This is a genomic window from Psychroflexus sp. ALD_RP9, from assembly GCF_017311165.1.
In the GTDB taxonomy this organism is placed as follows: domain Bacteria; phylum Bacteroidota; class Bacteroidia; order Flavobacteriales; family Flavobacteriaceae; genus Psychroflexus.
Map to the genome: position 1 here is coordinate 2,436,995 of NZ_CP062973.1, position 16,262 is coordinate 2,453,256.

Annotated in this window: 13 protein-coding genes; 4 read left to right on the forward strand and 9 right to left on the reverse strand. The window is 31.3% G+C overall.

Features of this window, described 5'->3' with window-relative positions:
• Nucleotide 1: 1 nt before the first annotated feature.
• The 6 genes from IMZ30_RS11425 to IMZ30_RS11450 all read right to left on the reverse strand — a co-directional run bounded on the left by IMZ30_RS11425 (nucleotide 2) and on the right by IMZ30_RS11450 (nucleotide 7,101).
• The gene (locus IMZ30_RS11425) at nucleotides 2–361 is read right to left on the reverse strand and encodes a response regulator transcription factor (RefSeq protein ID WP_207038424.1); all 360 of its coding nucleotides are present in this window, start codon (nucleotides 359–361) and stop codon (nucleotides 2–4) included.
• A complete protein-coding gene (locus IMZ30_RS11430) occupies nucleotides 358–3,063 on the reverse strand; it encodes a sensor histidine kinase (RefSeq protein ID WP_207038425.1) in 2,706 nt (901 codons plus the stop codon). Before IMZ30_RS11430 ends, IMZ30_RS11425 begins: the two co-directional genes overlap by 4 nt.
• Nucleotides 3,064–3,272: 209 nt before the next feature.
• Nucleotides 3,273–5,060 (reverse strand): sodium:solute symporter family protein, encoded by a 1,788-nt coding sequence (locus IMZ30_RS11435; protein ID WP_207038426.1) that lies wholly within the window; start codon nucleotides 5,058–5,060, stop codon nucleotides 3,273–3,275.
• Between the two features lie 7 nt (nucleotides 5,061–5,067).
• Complete coding sequence (locus IMZ30_RS11440) at nucleotides 5,068–5,340, reverse strand: DUF4212 domain-containing protein (protein ID WP_207038427.1); 273 nt, start codon at nucleotides 5,338–5,340, stop codon at nucleotides 5,068–5,070.
• Between the two features lie 10 nt (nucleotides 5,341–5,350).
• Nucleotides 5,351–6,574 carry a porin gene (locus IMZ30_RS11445; RefSeq protein ID WP_207038428.1) on the reverse strand — a complete coding sequence of 408 codons (1,224 nt, stop codon included), beginning with the start codon at nucleotides 6,572–6,574 and terminating at the stop codon, nucleotides 5,351–5,353.
• Between the two features lie 113 nt (nucleotides 6,575–6,687).
• A complete protein-coding gene (locus tag IMZ30_RS11450) occupies nucleotides 6,688–7,101 on the reverse strand; it encodes a terminase gpP N-terminus-related DNA-binding protein (protein ID WP_207038429.1) in 414 nt (137 codons plus the stop codon).
• Between the two features lie 133 nt (nucleotides 7,102–7,234).
• Between IMZ30_RS11450 and yaaA the strand changes: the two genes are divergently transcribed.
• From yaaA to IMZ30_RS11465, 3 genes are all read left to right on the forward strand, one after another.
• Nucleotides 7,235–7,999 carry a peroxide stress protein YaaA gene (gene yaaA / locus IMZ30_RS11455; RefSeq protein ID WP_207038430.1) on the forward strand — a complete coding sequence of 255 codons (765 nt, stop codon included), beginning with the start codon at nucleotides 7,235–7,237 and terminating at the stop codon, nucleotides 7,997–7,999.
• A 211-nt stretch (nucleotides 8,000–8,210) separates the two neighbouring features.
• Nucleotides 8,211–9,623, forward strand: a complete 1,413-nt coding sequence (locus IMZ30_RS11460; protein WP_207038431.1) for an MBL fold metallo-hydrolase — start codon at nucleotides 8,211–8,213, stop codon at nucleotides 9,621–9,623.
• A 53-nt stretch (nucleotides 9,624–9,676) separates the two neighbouring features.
• On the forward strand, nucleotides 9,677–10,693 hold the full coding sequence (locus IMZ30_RS11465) for a cytochrome-c peroxidase (protein WP_207038432.1): 1,017 nt from the start codon (nucleotides 9,677–9,679) through the stop codon (nucleotides 10,691–10,693).
• Nucleotides 10,694–10,938: 245 nt separating this feature from the next.
• On the opposite strand, the gene IMZ30_RS11470 is transcribed toward IMZ30_RS11465, so the two are convergent.
• Nucleotides 10,939–11,625 carry a phosphoadenylyl-sulfate reductase gene (locus IMZ30_RS11470; protein WP_207038433.1) on the reverse strand — a complete coding sequence of 229 codons (687 nt, stop codon included), beginning with the start codon at nucleotides 11,623–11,625 and terminating at the stop codon, nucleotides 10,939–10,941.
• Between the two features lie 139 nt (nucleotides 11,626–11,764).
• Nucleotides 11,765–12,496: a bacteriorhodopsin-like gene (locus IMZ30_RS11475; RefSeq protein ID WP_242529665.1), complete on the reverse strand. Its 732-nt coding sequence runs from the start codon at nucleotides 12,494–12,496 to the stop codon at nucleotides 11,765–11,767.
• Between the two features lie 108 nt (nucleotides 12,497–12,604).
• On the opposite strand from IMZ30_RS11475, the gene IMZ30_RS11480 reads away from it, so the two are divergent.
• Nucleotides 12,605–13,489 carry a Brp/Blh family beta-carotene 15,15'-dioxygenase gene (locus IMZ30_RS11480; RefSeq protein ID WP_207038434.1) on the forward strand — a complete coding sequence of 295 codons (885 nt, stop codon included), beginning with the start codon at nucleotides 12,605–12,607 and terminating at the stop codon, nucleotides 13,487–13,489.
• 54 nt (nucleotides 13,490–13,543) lie between these two features.
• Here IMZ30_RS11480 and IMZ30_RS11485 read toward each other — a convergent pair whose 3' ends face one another.
• Nucleotides 13,544–16,096 carry an ATP-dependent Clp protease ATP-binding subunit gene (locus IMZ30_RS11485; protein ID WP_207038435.1) on the reverse strand — a complete coding sequence of 851 codons (2,553 nt, stop codon included), beginning with the start codon at nucleotides 16,094–16,096 and terminating at the stop codon, nucleotides 13,544–13,546.
• Between the last annotated feature and the right edge of the window lie 166 nt (nucleotides 16,097–16,262).

A 16,262-nucleotide genomic window follows, 5' to 3' on the forward strand; every position in this document is an offset into this window, starting at 1 on the left:
TTTAACAGTAAGATTTAATTTTTTCGATTAATTTTTTAGTTGAAAATGGTTTAGCAAGATATTCGTCAGCACCAGCTTTTAAGCCATTTTCAATATCCTTAGCCTTATTTTTGGCACTCAGGATTAGTACAGTAATATTTTTAGTTTTATGATCAGATTTGAGTTGGTTTAGAACTTCAAAACCATCAACTTTTGGCATCATTATGTCTAGAATAATAACTTTAGGAATATCGGTTTTAACGATATTTAAAGCCTCTTGACCATCACGAGCAATAAGAACTTTAAATCCTTGTTTTTGCAAAGCATAATCTAAAGCCATGACAATATTTGGTTCGTCGTCTACAATTAAAATTTTATTCATAAGCTATGTGTTTTTGGTAGTTTTATTACAAAACTAGCCCCTTTTGTATATGTTTTATTGACTTCAATAGAGCCTTTATGTAAGCTAATAATTTGTTTGCAAATAGCTAAACCAAAACCGCTACCTTCTGGTTTTTTTAGTGTTTGATTGTTTGATTGATAAAATTTATCAAAAATATAAGGGATATCAGCTTCAACAAGTCCTTTACCATTATCTGAAACTTCAATAAAGACAAGACTTTCAGAAGACTTTAATTTAATTTCAATTTTACCGTGATTAGGTTCAATAAATTTTATTGAATTTGAAATGAGGTTTGTAAACACTTGAATTAATTTATCAGAATCGACTTCAGCTATATTTTCATTAGTTTTAGAATCAATTGAAATAGAAATTTTCTTTTTTTGAACTATTGCTTTAAAACTATTAGCAGCTTTTTGAATAATTTCAGTAATATTTTCAGCGTTTAATTGAAGTGATTCTCGACCAGAGGCCAATTTTTCAAGATTTAAAATATCATTAATTAAATTTGTAATTCGTTGCGTATCAAATAAAATGTTACTCAAAAACTGTTGTTTAATTTCATCTGGTATATCAGAATCCTCTTTAAGGATTTCGCTACTAGCTTGAATTGATGTTATTGGTGTTTTTAATTCATGAGCAACTGTATCAAGAAAATCATCTTTTAATTTGTCTTGTTGAGTTAATGTTTTGTTAGCTTGTTTTAATTCTTCAGTGAGCTTAAATAATTGCTCCTTTTGAGTTTTAAGCGATTTATTGATGGAAATAGCTTCTTTGTTTTCTTCTAGAATTTTTAAGACCTCTACCAGCGATACAGGTTTTTCTTTAACTACATTTGAAATTAATATTTTAGCTGAAGCACTACCAACAGCACCAGTAAGTAGTTTTTCTGAAAAGTTAATAAATCGGGCATCTGCAATCTTTGTAGTTTCAGATAAATTATAGCGACGTTTAAATATATTTAGTGCTCGATTGGCGCGTTGAATACCTAAAAACTGAACCCAAATCTTATGGATATCTGCAATATAGGCTTCACCTTTCCAGACGTAAGCATCTTCTTGTAAGTCTATTATTTGGGATGTTTTCGTAAACACTTCACCATAATTTCGTTCGCGATAATTTCCTTTAACTGCTAAAGAAAAATAGGCATATAAAAATAAATTTACAGCTAAGCTCCAAAATAATGAATGATTAGATGGACTTAAGAAATCTACACCAAACAAGCTGTAAGGCTTTAGCATTTCGATACCAAAAAGTCCGTCCTCAATAAAATTATTGTTACCTAATATAGCTGAAGTAAAAAAGGGTAGAAGGTAGGTATAAATTACAATCAAGCATCCTGTAACCATTCCTATTTTAGCACCTAAAGCAGAACCACGATTCCAAAACAGACCTACAAAGAATGATGGTGCCAGTTGTACAATTAGTAAAAAAGAAACTAAACCTATTGAAAATAAAGAAACTGATGGATTTACAAAGGCATAGAGCAAATAAGCTATCGCAATTAGCATAAAAATACTTACTCGGCGAATATTTTTAATGGATTTTTGATTATTATTTGACGAGTTTTTTTGAAATTTTTTTAAAAATACATAAGGTATAATTAAGTTATTACTCAGCATTGTTGAAAGTGCTAAAGTTGACACAACCACCATAGAAATAACAGCTGATAAACCCCCAAGAAATACCATTAAGGCTAGCCAGTGATTACCAAGGGATAGTGGAATTAACAATGTAAAATAATCAGCATTATCAGTTGAAGAAAATAAAGCTAATCCTGCCCAAGCTATAAAAATAACAAAGACGTTAAACAATAATAAGTACAACGGAAATAGCCAAATAGCCACTTTTAGCTGTTTATTATGACTATATTCAACAACAGATGCTTGGAATTGACGTGGTAATAGAAATATTGCCAAGAATGATAATACAATACTAAAATACCAGTTGATTCCACCTGTGATACCTTCAACAGTACTTAGTTTATTTATATTGAAACTTTTTGAAACTTCAGTTATTATTGAATTTCCTCCATCAAAAACATAAAAACAGATATAAATTCCGATAATTATAAATATGATGAGTTTAACTAAAGATTCAAAAGCAATCGAAAAAAAGATTCCTTTTTTTTGTTTAGAAGCATCAAAAGTAATAGTACCGTAAAAAACACAAAATACCGCTAATAACAGAGCGATATAAAATGTAGAATCTGTTAATAAATATTGACCAATAATGCTATGAGTAGAACCTTGAGATATAATTTGAAAACTTTCGGATAAAGCTTTAAGTTGCAATGCAATATAAGGTATAATGCTTAAGGCACATATTACAGCAACCACAGCACCTAGCGAACGGTTATTACCGTAACGAAGTGAAATAAAGTCTGCTATGCTCGAAACGTTATAAATTTTAGATAGTTGGATAATTTTTTTAAGAACAATTATCCATAATGGTGCAGCAATAATAGGGCCCAAGTAGATAGTTAAAAATTCTACTCCAGTTCGAGCAGCCATACCAACACTGCCATAATAAGTCCAGGCAGAACAGTATACTGCAAGAGATAAGGCATAAACGTAAGGGCTATTGACTAATTTAGAGCGCTTGTTTCTTTCAGCCCAAAAAGCAATAAAAAACAAAAGCCCTAAATAACCTAATATGATCAGAATAATACTCCAATTATTCATAAAAACGCCTTAGTATAATATATGAAATACAACTGCCTAACAGCCAGATTGTAAAGATTGAAATATAAAATAAAGGTATCCCGAAGATGATTACCGCTTTGTTATAAATAAACAAAAGCGGTAAATTTAAAAGTACAACCAGTGAAATAGAAAGTAGAATTAACTTCTGTTGGTGTCTTTTTTTCATCTTTAAGGTTTCTTATAAAATATTAATGACCAGTTGCTTCACCAGCACCACTTGGAATTCTGACATTTTCAACCATATCTTGAACATTTTGTGGTGGTGCAGGAGTAAATTTACTAATACTAATAGACACAACAAAGTTTACTATCATAGCTATCGAACCAAAGCCTTCTGGCGAAATACCAAACCACCAATCATCACTAGTTCCTCCACCAAAGAAATCAAACTTAAATTTTAACATATAAAATAACATCAATGAAATACCAACTACCATTCCAGCAATTGCACCTTCCTTATTCATTCGCTTATAAAAAATACCTAAAATAATTGCAGGAAAGAATGAGGCTGCTGCAAGACCAAAAGCTAAAGCTACAACTGCAGCCACAAAACCAGGCGGATTAATACCAAAATATCCTGCAACAACCACTGCTGCAACCGATGAAAGTCGTGCTGCTATTAATTCTCCTTTATCTGTAATTTTTGGGTAAACCATTTTTTTAATTAAATCGTGAGATACTGAAGAAGAAATTACTAATAATAAACCTGCAGCAGTTGATAGTGCTGCGGCTAAACATCCAGCTGCCACTAAAGCTATAACCCAATTAGGTAATTTAGCAATCTCTGGATTAGCCAAAACCATGATATCTTGGTCTACATAAAGCTCATTTTTATTAGATGAAGGATTTTTAACAATTCGCTCGCCACTTTCACCTCTTAATTTTTCTTCAAATTCAGGAATACCTGTAAGAGCAGCACCACCTTCTTTAGCTTCACCTAAATATTGTATTATACCATCTGCATCTTTATCAGTCCAAGCTAAAAGGCCAAGGTCTTCCCAAGTTGTAAACCATTCTGGCATTTCTGTATACTTCTTTTTGTTTACCGTTTCTAACATATTCAATTTACCAAAAGACGCTACTGCTGGGGCAGTTATGTAAAGAATACCGATAAATAAGAGAGCAAACCCGGCTGATTTTCTTGCATCTCTAACTCTTTTTACTGTAAAAAATCTTACAATCACGTGTGGAAGTCCTGCTGTACCAACCATTAGTGCGAGCGTAATCGCAAATACATCAACAATATTTTTAGAACCTTCAGTATAAGCATTAAAACCAAGTTCTTGACTTAATCCATCTAGCTTATCTAACATATATGTATCAGGTTGATTAACAAGTGTATCGCCCATGCCGAACATTGGTATAGGGTTTCCTGTTACTTGAAAGGAAATAAAAATTGCTGGAACAAGAAAGGCAAAAATTAAAACACAATACTGTGCAACTTGCGTGTACGTAATGCCTTTCATGCCACCTAAAACAGCATAAAAAAGAACAATAATCATCCCTATAATTACACCTGTTTCAATTTCGACTTCTAAAAATCGTGAAAATACTACACCAACACCACGCATTTGTCCTGCTATGTAAGTAAATGATACTAACAGGGCACAAATAACAGCTACCGAACGAGCAACTTTAGAGTAATAACGATCTCCTATAAAATCTGGGACAGTAAATTTACCAAATTTTCTAAGATAGGGAGCCAGTAAGAGAGCTAATAAAACAAAGCCTCCAGTCCAACCCATTAAAAAAACAGAACCGTCGTATCCCATAAAGGATATGATTCCAGCCATTGAAATAAATGAAGCTGCAGACATCCAGTCAGCGGCAGTTGCCATACCGTTAGCAAGTGGAGAAACGCCTCCACCAGCTACATAAAATTCTTTAGTTGAACCTGCTCGGCTCCAAATAGCTATTCCTATATAGATAGCAAATGAAATACCGACAAAAATATAAGTAAGTGTTTGAGAATCCATAGTATTTTTATTTATCGTAACCGTATTTTTTATCTAGTTTATTCATAAGTCTTACATAAACAAATATCAATATGATGAATATGTAAATTGATCCTTGTTGGGCAAACCAAAATCCTAGTTTAAAACCACCAAGTTTTATTTCATTTAAAATGTCTTTAAATAAAATTCCTGCTCCATAAGACACTATAAACCAAACACTAAGAAGTATGATTAGGTATCTTAAATTCTCTTTCCAATAGGCCGTTGCATGTGCCTGTTTTTTTTGTTTTGAATTTTTCATTTGTTTATAATTATAGATATATCATAGCTTGTAGACCCACAATTGTTTGTTCTACATCGCCAAATTTTTCATTTTTATATTCTAATGTTAGTTTTGAATTATGACCACTGAAATAAGCATTAATTCCGATGCCTAATATTGTTCTATCTTCCTCAGAAATATCGAAGCTTTGTTGAGAAATAGAAGCATAGGGCTGTAACTTTAAGTCGGTTTTAGTTGTACTCAATAAATATCCGACATGGCTATAAAACATAGAGCCTGTCCCATAAGGACCAAACAAATAATTTGTTCCATAGTCATTTTTTTGAAAAACAGCATAAGCTGTTAAAGCTGCTCCTAAACTGCCTAAGGGTTGGTCGAAAAATGCATCTATAGCAAAAATACTCACATCTTCACCTTTAGGCTCTAAGTTTTCAAAAATCACACTACCATTTGGATGCATAAAAAATCCAGCTCCTAAATTAAAAACAGACTTGGTCCCTAAATATGAACCAACTTTATAGGGCAAATAGTTAGATTCTTGATCTAAAAAATTATAAGAAAAATAACCGGCATAAGTTTTACCAGCTGTTTTGGAACCAATGACAGATCTACCGCTATAAACACTGTTAGTAGAGTTAATTTGTCTTGTATCGAGTGACGAAGCTGAAGCATCATTTATAGCTAATTGATACTCTAGCTTACCAAGTTTTCCTTTGGCAAATACACCAATATGTCGAGCAAATTGGTCGCTTAAACCAAGTGTAGCCCATGATGCTCTATTGTTATCAAGTGTGAGCATGTTTAAAGTACTTTGATTATTAAGTCTTGAAACACCATTAAAATAATGTAAACCGCCACCAACACTTAATTTTTCATTAAAATTATATTGTGCCCATGCATCGTGCATAAACAATTGAGAACCATCACCAACACCGGTAGGACTCATTGTATTTGCATTTAAGTTATTCAATCCAAGATGGGTTACTATTGTAAAATCCTTGGTTATTTGTCCTATTAATAGGAGTCTAGCACGTCGTAACTGAAAATTATAATTTGACTCATTTTCTGGAACTTCTTCTGAATAATTATACTGGGCTTGCACCCAAGAAATAATTCTTAAAAATTTATCTTTATTTTCACCGAATTTAATTTTAAAACCGCCATCGTAGTATAATGAGCCTTGACTTCGACATATAGGAATAATGCAAATTAAAAAGAAAAATATTAAAAGATAGTTAGGTTTTAATTTCATTTTTTATCATATTTTGATTATTACGGTTTATTTTTTGATGTAAACTCAAAACCAAATATGTGTCAAATAAAATATTAAATAAAAATTAATATAGTTTTTTGCTAAGTCTATAGTTATTCTCTAAATCTTTCCCATTTTATAAGCATATATTTGTCACCAAGCTCTGTTATAATAACTCCGGCACCTTTTAATTGTTCACGATTCTTGAAGTAATCAGCAAGTTCTGAATGATTTAAAATTTTATAAGTTGGATGATAGTCTGTTTGTTTAATTCGGTTGACTTTGTATTTTTTTACCCAATTCATGATACTTACATGAGAAACTCCTAAAATTCGCTCTATTTCTCTATATGACAAACCTTCTAAATATAATTGCAAAGCCTTAGTAACATAATAATTATCAATTTGCTTACCTAATTTATTTACGGTAAAATAGTAATTACATTTTTTACATTGATAGCGTTGTTTGCTGTTAACAATACCACTTTTAATGATTTTATCAGAGTTACATTGAGGGCAGTTTTTCATAACTATATAAATTTAGCATATATATAATAAATTAGCATAAATATATATAAAACTTATCTCATTATAATTAAATAATTAAAAAAGATGTTTATGAAATTCAATCAACTTACTAACTTTACTAAAAAAAAATATAATGAAAATTTTACTTTCGCCCGCAAAATCACTCGATTTAGAGTCTGATTATTCAAATAAATACTCTACTGAATTAATCTTCAGAAAAGAATCAGATATACTCAATAGCAAACTAGCAGAACTCAACAGATCTCAATTAAAAGATTTAATGTCTATTAGTGATAAAATTGCAGCATTAAATATAGATCGGTATGCGGCTAAAAAGGCAAAAGACAATTCTAACGATCGTCCTGCAGTATTTATGTTTAATGGCGATGTTTATGACGGTCTCAATATTAATTCTATTTCTGAAAATCACTACAAATTTTTACAGAATACTATTCGTATTTTATCTGGCATGTATGGAATTTTAAGACCGTTTGATGTAATGTCTCCTTATCGTTTAGAAATGGGTACAAAACTTAAAATTAATGATTCGAATAACTTGTACGATTTTTGGAAATCTAAATTAACAGGTTATCTCAATACTGAACTTTCTAATGATGAAATAGTCATCAACCTAGCTAGTCAAGAATATTTTAAAGCTATAAATCATAAACAACTTAAATCTGATGTCATTTCACCAGTATTTAAAGATTTTAAAAATGGAAAGTATAAAGTTATCAGTTTTTACGCGAAGAAGGCTAGAGGTGTAATGGCAAAATACCTAGTCGAAACTGAAGCTGAACGTCTTGAAGATATTATGGCTTTCAATTTAGAAGGTTATCAATTTAACCCTAATGAAACCCAAAAAGCAAATGAGCCTGTCTTTACACGTTCTTCATAAAATTAATGAACGATTATAAAAAAGTTATATCTTATTGAAAAATAAGGCTGAAAACTGATTTTTAAGATTTTAAAATTAGTTTTCAGCTTTTTTATTAAGTAGAAAACTGACATATATCATATTTTACTGTATTTACCCTGTTTGTGTTACTTTTATTACACTTCAAAATAAGCTTCAATTTTAAATTAGCTAAAAATTTAAAATTAGAATTATGAAAGTAGAACAAATTTATACAGGATGCATAGCTCACGCAGCTTATTACTTAGAAGATCAAGGAGAAGCTGCCATTTTTGATCCATTAAGAGAAGTTCAACCTTATATTGATAAAGCTAATGAAGATCAAGCTAATATTAAGTATGTGTTCGAAACACATTTTCATGCTGATTTTGTCAGTGGTCACTTAGACTTAGCTAAAAAAACAGGCGCAAAAATAATATATGGTCCTACCGCTAAACCTGGTTTCGACGCTTTAATTGCTGAAGACAACCAAGAATTTAAAGTTGGTCGCTATACGGTAAAAGTTATTCATACTCCTGGACATACTATGGAGTCAACCACCTACTTATTAGTTGATGAAAATGGTAAAGAACATGGAATTATTACAGGAGACACTTTATTTATCGGTGATGTAGGACGCCCAGATTTAGCACAACACGTCATAGAAGATTTAACAGAAGAAAAACTTGCTGGGCATCTTTTTGATTCGTTGAGAAATAAAATTATGCCATTATCTGATGATTTAATAGTTTATCCAAACCATGGAGCCGGAAGTGCCTGTGGTAAAATGATGAGTCAAGAAACCACCGATACACTTGGGCATCAAAAAGAAACCAATTATGCTTTAAGAGCAGATATGACTAAAGATGAATTTATTAAAGAGTTACTTGACGGACTTACCGCGCCTCCAGGATATTTCCCAAAAAATGTACTTATGAATATCCAAGGTTACGACAGTATCGATCAAGTCATTGAACGTGGACAACAACCACTTAATGCTGATGCTTTTGAAGCTGCTGCAAACGAAACTAAAGCTCTAATTCTTGATACTAGAGAAGCTGAAGTCTTTAAAGATGGTTTTATCCCTAATAGTATTAATATTGGTTTAGACAATAACTTTGCACAATGGGTTGGCGAACTTATTCCAGACATTAAACAGCCTATATTATTAGTAACTGAGCCTGGTAAAGAAGAAGAAAGCATTATAAGGTTAGCTCGCGTTGGCTACGATTATTCTATTGGTTATTTAAAAGGAGGAATAAATACCTGGAAAGAGGCAGGAAAAGAGTTAGACCAAGTTACACGAATAGATGTAGATAATTTAGATAGCTTGTTAACAAACGATAGCGTAAAGATTATAGATGTTCGTAAAAGAAGTGAATATGATTCGCAACACGTTGTTGGTGCAGAAAATATTCCATTAAATGAAATTAATAAGCACTTAGCTGAATTGCCAAAAGAGAAATTTGCAATTCACTGTCAAGGCGGTTACAGAAGTATGATTGCTGCTTCAATATTGAAGCAACGAGGGTTTGACAACTTTGTAGATGTTCGTGGCGGATTTGATAAAATTTTAGAAGATGATATTGAAGTCACCGAATACGTTTGCCCATCAACTTTATTATAACACTATATAACTTAGCAGCTGATTAAAAATCAGCTGCTTTAAATGCAAAAAAAATGAAATCAATATTAAGTATCTTGATTATAGTTGTCTTCATAAGCTGTAATTCTTCATCTAATGAAGATACTTATGCTGTTAAAAAAGTACCAGAAAAATCTGAACTCAACAAGCAGGCAAATACTTTTTTCGCATCGGTTACCCAAATAGAAAAAAAAGATTTTAATGATGGAAAAGTAAATTTAGGTAAACAATTATACTTCGATAAACGTTTATCTAAGAATAATACAATAAGTTGTAACTCATGTCATAATCTTTCAACATTTGGAGTAGATAATCTTCCAACTTCACCTGGTGACACTAAAGAATTTGGAACAAGAAATTCACCAAGCGTCTTATACGCACATTTACATAGTTCACAGTTCTGGGATGGAAGAGCTAAAGATGTTGAAGAACAAGCTGGAATGCCTATTTTAAACCCAGTTGAGCATTCAATACCAGATACACTTTATCTTGTTGAAAAGCTAAAAAAAATAGATGCTTATGTTAATAGCTTTAACCAAATATATCCTGAAAGTGGTTTAACCTTTGAAAATCTTACAAATGCTATCGGTGCATTTGAAAGACAAATGACACCTGTAAGCCAGTTTGACCGTTATTTAGATGGTGATGAAAACGCTTTAACTGCAAAGCAAAAAGAAGGTTTAAAGGCTTTTATAAGTAATGCTTGTATAACCTGCCATAGCGGTGTAGCTCTTGGAGGTGGTATGATGCAAAAATTCGGACTATTTGGCGATTATTGGGAATATACTAAAAGTAAAAAAATTGATAAAGGTTTAGCTGAAGTTACCGGTAAATCTAGTGACGAGTATATTTTTAAAGTACCTAGTTTACGAAATATAACCAAAACAGGTCCCTATTTTCACGATGGTTCTGTAGAGAGCTTAGAAGAAAGTATAAAAATTATGGCTAAGCTTCAAAGTAATAAAGACATATCAGATGAAGAAGTCGAATTAATTATTTCATTCTTAGAAAGTCTTGAAGCTGATCTTGATCCTGAAATGAAAACACTCTAATTAATAAAAGCGCTCTTTCGAGCGCTTTTATAATTTAAAAACGACGTTTACTATTCCAATAAATTAAACGTGTTTTCTTAAATTCTAATTTTTCAGCTCTAGAAATAGATTGTCGACTAGAATTGAATCCTGATTTAGCAAGAGTTGCGTCCATAATTATTCGTTTTTAATGATTGATATGTATTAAATAGACGACTAGATATTTATTTTGTTACAGTACTATGCTAAACAAGGTAATAAAATTTTTATAAATGAAGACCACATTCTGTTTTTGGGTTATTATTCCATCTACCACTTCGGTCTTTTCCTGGTACTGTGCAATGCTTACATCCAATAGAATGGTAACCTTGACTAACTAATGGGTGAAATGGTAAGTTGTGTTTTTTAATAAATTCATCTCTTTCTTTTTTGGTGACATCTAACAAAGGATAAAATTTAAGTATTTCACCACGTTGTTCAAAAAAATTTAGTGTAGAACGGTGATCGCTTTGCCATTCCATTAATCCTGAAACCCAAACATTATAATTTTCTTTAATTACTTCTAACGGCTTAACCTTATTAATTGAGCAACAAAAATCAGGGTTTTTTGTCCATGTTTTGTCTTTAGTAGTAAATTCATGCTCATGTTTTAAGGCACTAACAGACTTAACATTTAATCCATAAGTTTTCGTCAACTGTTCTTTATAGGCTATGGTTTCATCAAAATGATAACCTGTGTCTATAAAATAAATTTCTTGCGACTTATTAATTTCAGAAAAAAGCTTTAGTAAAAATGCTGATGTCGCTGCGAAAGAACTGGTTACCATGACATCTTCCAATTCGAAATCTTTGTAAAGTTCTTTTATACGTTGGTGAATATTTAATGTTTTATATTTTTTGTTAAGTGTTTCAACTTCTGTTGAAGTTAATTTTTTTGTTTCGTTTACAAGCATAGATTTTTAAATGTAATTTGCGAAAATAAGAATGAAATTTTAAAATCATTTATTATTCCATATAAATCACTTTTAGTAAGCACAAAAAAAGACCGAAAAAATTTTCGGTCTTTAAAATTTTTAGTTGGTTGTTACAAATTTATTTTGAAGATTTCACTGCTAAGCTATAAATTACTAAACCAAATCCGATTTTATTAACAGCATCTCCAATGTTATATACAACATCCATGAATGATGCATCTACTCCAAAATCGATTCCGAATAAACCACCAGGTGTACCTAATATGTAACCTACTGGATAAATAGCCCATCCGACTAATACAAACCAACATAAAATTTTGTGAGCTTTAAGTACATCTCCACCTGCATTCTCTGCGAGTTTTCTTGCTTTACCTAACCAGATATCATAAACAATCACAAAGTACGCAATACCTGAAATTAAGCCCCATTGCCATGAAGCATCTCTCATAACTGCTTCTCCAAAGTAACCTGTAACTAGCATAATTACAGAGAAGAAAATTAAACGCCACATTAACGAACGCTTAGCGCCAGCTGCTCTCAAAATTAAAAAGAATTCAACACACATTAATGGAACTGTTAGAACCCAGTCAACATATCTGAAAAATGTTGGAGATTCTTGAAAAGCATCCCAGTAATCACGCATGTAGAAATAGTGTACTGCTGCAATAAATGTAATTAAACCAGACACTAAAACTGAAGTTCTCCACTTTTTATCAAACTGATTTAATGATAAAAAGAAAAAGGCAGATGCAGCCATCATGGCCATACTACCTACAAAAAAAGTAAATCCGACATAATCATCAGTTGCCATCTTGGTCATGTCAGACAATAAATACATAAAAGTTCTCATAGCTTTTAAATTTAAAATTTGTTTAATCAAATATACCCAAAACTTAAACACAATTATTTCATTTTAAGAAAACTTTTTAAATTATATTTGTCGATAATGTAGAGAACAATGGCAAAACTTTATAATTACATTATTGTATTAAATTTTTTTCTTGTTTGGATTGGATTTTACTTACCTGAACAAATTAAAACTTCTATTGGTCTTTTAGGCATATTAAGTATTGGCTTAATTCACGGCTCTAACGACATTTTTTTAATAAAAAATATTCAAAGACAGCAGCCTATTTTAAAGTACATTTTTTATTACTCGTTCTTTATCATTTCTTTTGCTGTTGCTTTTTATTTGATTCCTATTGTTAGTTTACCTGTTTTTATTCTTACTAGTGCTTATCATTTTGGTGAGCAACATTGGCAAAAAGTATTTTTAAGTGCACCTAATTACATCAAGCAGTTTTTTTTTATATGTTATGGTAATTTAGTTATCGGTTTAATTTTATACTTCAATCAAGCTGAATCTACCTTAATTATTGAAAATTTGAGTGATTTTAAAGTAACAAATACAATTTATTTTTTCAATGTTTTGGTAAGTGCTTTTTTAACCTTGAGTAGTTATATTTTATGTACAAAAAAAATAAACGTTAAAACATCAACTATCGTTTTAAACTTATTTTATTTATTGGTATTTACAGCTTCATTTTATGTGTCTGGTTTAATATGGAGTTTTGCTTTATATTTTGTTTTGTGGCATAGCTTACCATCATTAAAAGACCAAATAGATTTCAGCTTTGGAGGTTTTAATTTTCAAAATGTTTTGATATACCTTAAACAGTCATTGACGTATTGGTTGATTTCAATTATAGGCTTAATTGTATTTTATTTATTATTAAAAGATACCAAATACATACTTTCTATTTTATTTGCTTTTATTGCATCAGTAACTATTCCACATGTTTTTGTTGTAAAAAAAATGTTTGAGAAAAAGGCTTCAAACTAAAATAAAAAACCACTCCAAAGGTGAAGTGGTTTATAAACTATTTGATTTTACGTATTATGCTTCTTCTGTAGAGGATAACTTATTTATAGAAATACTAAGCTCTTCATCACCTTCATTGTAATCCATCATAATTGAATCGCCTTCTTCTATATCTGAATTAACGATTTTTTCAGCAAGTGCATCTTCAATATATTTTTGTATAGCTCTATTAAGTGGCCTAGCACCATATTGCTTGTCATAACCTTTTTCTGCAATAAAACTTTTAGCTGAATCAGACAATTTGAATTTGTAGCCAATTTCTTCAATTCTACTATACAATTGTTTTAGTTCAATATTAATGATTTTTTCAACATCTTCTTTTTCAAGTGCGTTGAAGATAATGACATCATCAACACGGTTTAAAAATTCAGGTGAAAATGCCTTTTTAAGCGCACCTTCAATAACTTTACGACTATTATCTTGTTCTTGAGATTTTTGCGCCTGTGTCCCAAATCCTACACCTGTACCGAAGTCTTTTAATTTTCTAGCACCAACATTAGATGTCATAATAATAATAGTGTTCCTGAAATCTACTTTCCTTCCTAAGCTATCTGTTAAATGGCCATCATCTAATACTTGTAACAACATATTAAACACATCTGGATGTGCTTTTTCTACTTCATCAAGTAAAATTACAGCGTATGGTTTACGTCTTACTTTTTCAGTTAATTGACCACCTTCTTCGTAACCAATATAGCCTGGAGGAGCACCAATTAATCGAGACACGGCAAATTTCTCCATATATTCACTCATATCTAATCTAACTAAAGCTTCTTCATTATCAAATAATTCACGTGCTAGGACTTTGGCTAATTGTGTTTTACCAACACCTGTTTGTCCTAAAAAGAAAAATGAGCCTATTGGTCGGTTAGGATCTTTTAGTCCAGCTCGGTTTCTTTGAATAGCTTTTACAACTTTAGATACTGCTTGGTCTTGACCAATTACTTTACCTTTAATTGTTTCAGGTAATTCTGCCAACTTATTGCTTTCAGTTTTAGCAATCCGATTAACTGGAATACCTGTCATCATAGAAACCACATCTGCAATATGTTCTTCATTTACAGAAACTCTATTTTCTTTAGATTCTTTTTCCCATTCTTCTTGAGCTTCAGCTAATTTATTTTCAAGCGTTTTTTCGTCATCTCTTAATTTAGCTGCTTCTTCATACTTTTGCTTTTTAACAACCGAATTTTTTAATTCTTTTATTTCCTCGAGTTCTTTTTCAATTTCAATAATGCGTTGAGGAACATTGATGTTGGTCATGTGTACTCGACTACCAGCTTCATCTAGTGCATCAATAGCTTTGTCTGGTAAAAATCGTTCAGTCATATAACGATTAGTTAATTTAACACAAGCATCAATCGCTTCATCAGTAAAAGTAACGCTATGATGATCTTCATATTTACTTTTAATGTTGTTTAATATTTCAACAGTTTCATCAATAGAAGTTGGTTGAACAATAATTTTTTGAAAACGTCTTTCAAGAGCGCCGTCTTTTTCAATATGCTGTCTATATTCATCTAGGGTAGTGGCACCTATGCACTGAATTTCGCCTCTAGCTAATGCTGGCTTAAACATATTACTAGCATCTAAACTGCCTGTAGCACCGCCAGCACCAACAATGGTGTGAATTTCATCGATAAATAGTATGATATCTTCATTTTTTTCGAGTTCATTCATAACCGCTTTCATGCGTTCTTCAAATTGACCGCGATACTTTGTTCCTGCTACTAAACTAGCAAGATCTAGTGTAACTAATCGTTTATCATATAATATTCTTGAAACCTTGCGGTTAACAATACGAAGCGCTAAACCTTCAGCTATAGCAGATTTGCCAACTCCAGGTTCACCTATTAATAAAGGATTATTCTTTTTTCTACGGCTTAGTATTTGTGAAACGCGTTCAATTTCAGTTTCTCGACCAACAACAGGGTCAAGTTTACCTTCTTCAGCCATAGCTGTTAAGTCTCGACCAAAATTATCTAAAACAGGTGTTTTTGATTTTTTGGCTGACTTAGATTTACTTGAAGCACTCCCTGAAAAAGGGTTTTTATCGGAATCGCCTTCTGGTGAAGACTCTCCTTGATAACTATCGGTAGGCAAATCCTGGTAATCACCATCTTGTGTCATCATAGATTTAAATTCTTCTTTAACATTATCATAGTCTATATTATACTTATTTAAAAGCTTTGTAGTTGGATCGTTTTCATTCCTTAAAATACACAATAACAGATGTGCTGTATTAATTAATGAATTTTGGAAAAGTTTAGCTTCTAGAAAAGTGGTTTTAAGTGCACGTTCAGCCTGACGAGTTAAATGAAGGTTCTTTTTATCTTTATTGAAATTAGTGTTTTCGTGGTCTGAAGGATTTAAAATTTCAACCTTTCTCCGAATTAATTCTAAATCTGTATTTAATGCACCAAGAATATTGACAGCTTTACTAGAACCATCACGTAGTAAGCCTAACATTAAATGCTCGGTTCCAATAAAATCATGGCCTAATCTTAAAGCTTCTTCCTTGCTTGAAGCGATTACGTCTTTTACTTTTGGTGAAAAGTTATCATCCATAATATCATTTTTCGATAAATCATCAATTATAATACCAATAAAAATAATACTAATAAATTAAGATGTTATAAACAAAAACTGTAAAAATGTCAGTTGTTAATAACTTAGCATCTTAGATTGATGATTAGGTTTGTAATATTGCTAAATTAGTTATTATTTTATGTAA

Bases quoted from the DNA above. Each gene is read 5' to 3' on its own strand.
- IMZ30_RS11430 (WP_207038425.1), bottom strand. From the start codon at position 3,063: ATGAATAATTGGAGTATTATTCTGATCATATTAGGTTATTTAGGGCTT.
- IMZ30_RS11485 (WP_207038435.1), bottom strand. From the start codon at position 16,096: ATGGATGATAACTTTTCACCAAAAGTAAAAGACGTAATCGCTTCAAGC.
- IMZ30_RS11450 (WP_207038429.1), bottom strand. From the start codon at position 7,101: ATGAAAAACTGCCCTCAATGTAACTCTGATAAAATCATTAAAAGTGGT.
- IMZ30_RS11465 (WP_207038432.1), top strand. From the start codon at position 9,677: ATGAAATCAATATTAAGTATCTTGATTATAGTTGTCTTCATAAGCTGT.
- IMZ30_RS11445 (WP_207038428.1), bottom strand. From the start codon at position 6,574: ATGAAATTAAAACCTAACTATCTTTTAATATTTTTCTTTTTAATTTGC.
- IMZ30_RS11435 (WP_207038426.1), bottom strand. From the start codon at position 5,060: ATGGATTCTCAAACACTTACTTATATTTTTGTCGGTATTTCATTTGCT.
- IMZ30_RS11425 (WP_207038424.1), bottom strand. From the start codon at position 361: ATGAATAAAATTTTAATTGTAGACGACGAACCAAATATTGTCATGGCT.
- IMZ30_RS11475 (WP_242529665.1), bottom strand. From the start codon at position 12,496: ATGAGAACTTTTATGTATTTATTGTCTGACATGACCAAGATGGCAACT.
- IMZ30_RS11480 (WP_207038434.1), top strand. From the start codon at position 12,605: ATGGCAAAACTTTATAATTACATTATTGTATTAAATTTTTTTCTTGTT.
- IMZ30_RS11460 (WP_207038431.1), top strand. From the start codon at position 8,211: ATGAAAGTAGAACAAATTTATACAGGATGCATAGCTCACGCAGCTTAT.
- yaaA (WP_207038430.1), top strand. From the start codon at position 7,235: ATGAAAATTTTACTTTCGCCCGCAAAATCACTCGATTTAGAGTCTGAT.
- IMZ30_RS11440 (WP_207038427.1), bottom strand. From the start codon at position 5,340: ATGAAAAATTCAAAACAAAAAAAACAGGCACATGCAACGGCCTATTGG.
- IMZ30_RS11470 (WP_207038433.1), bottom strand. From the start codon at position 11,625: ATGCTTGTAAACGAAACAAAAAAATTAACTTCAACAGAAGTTGAAACA.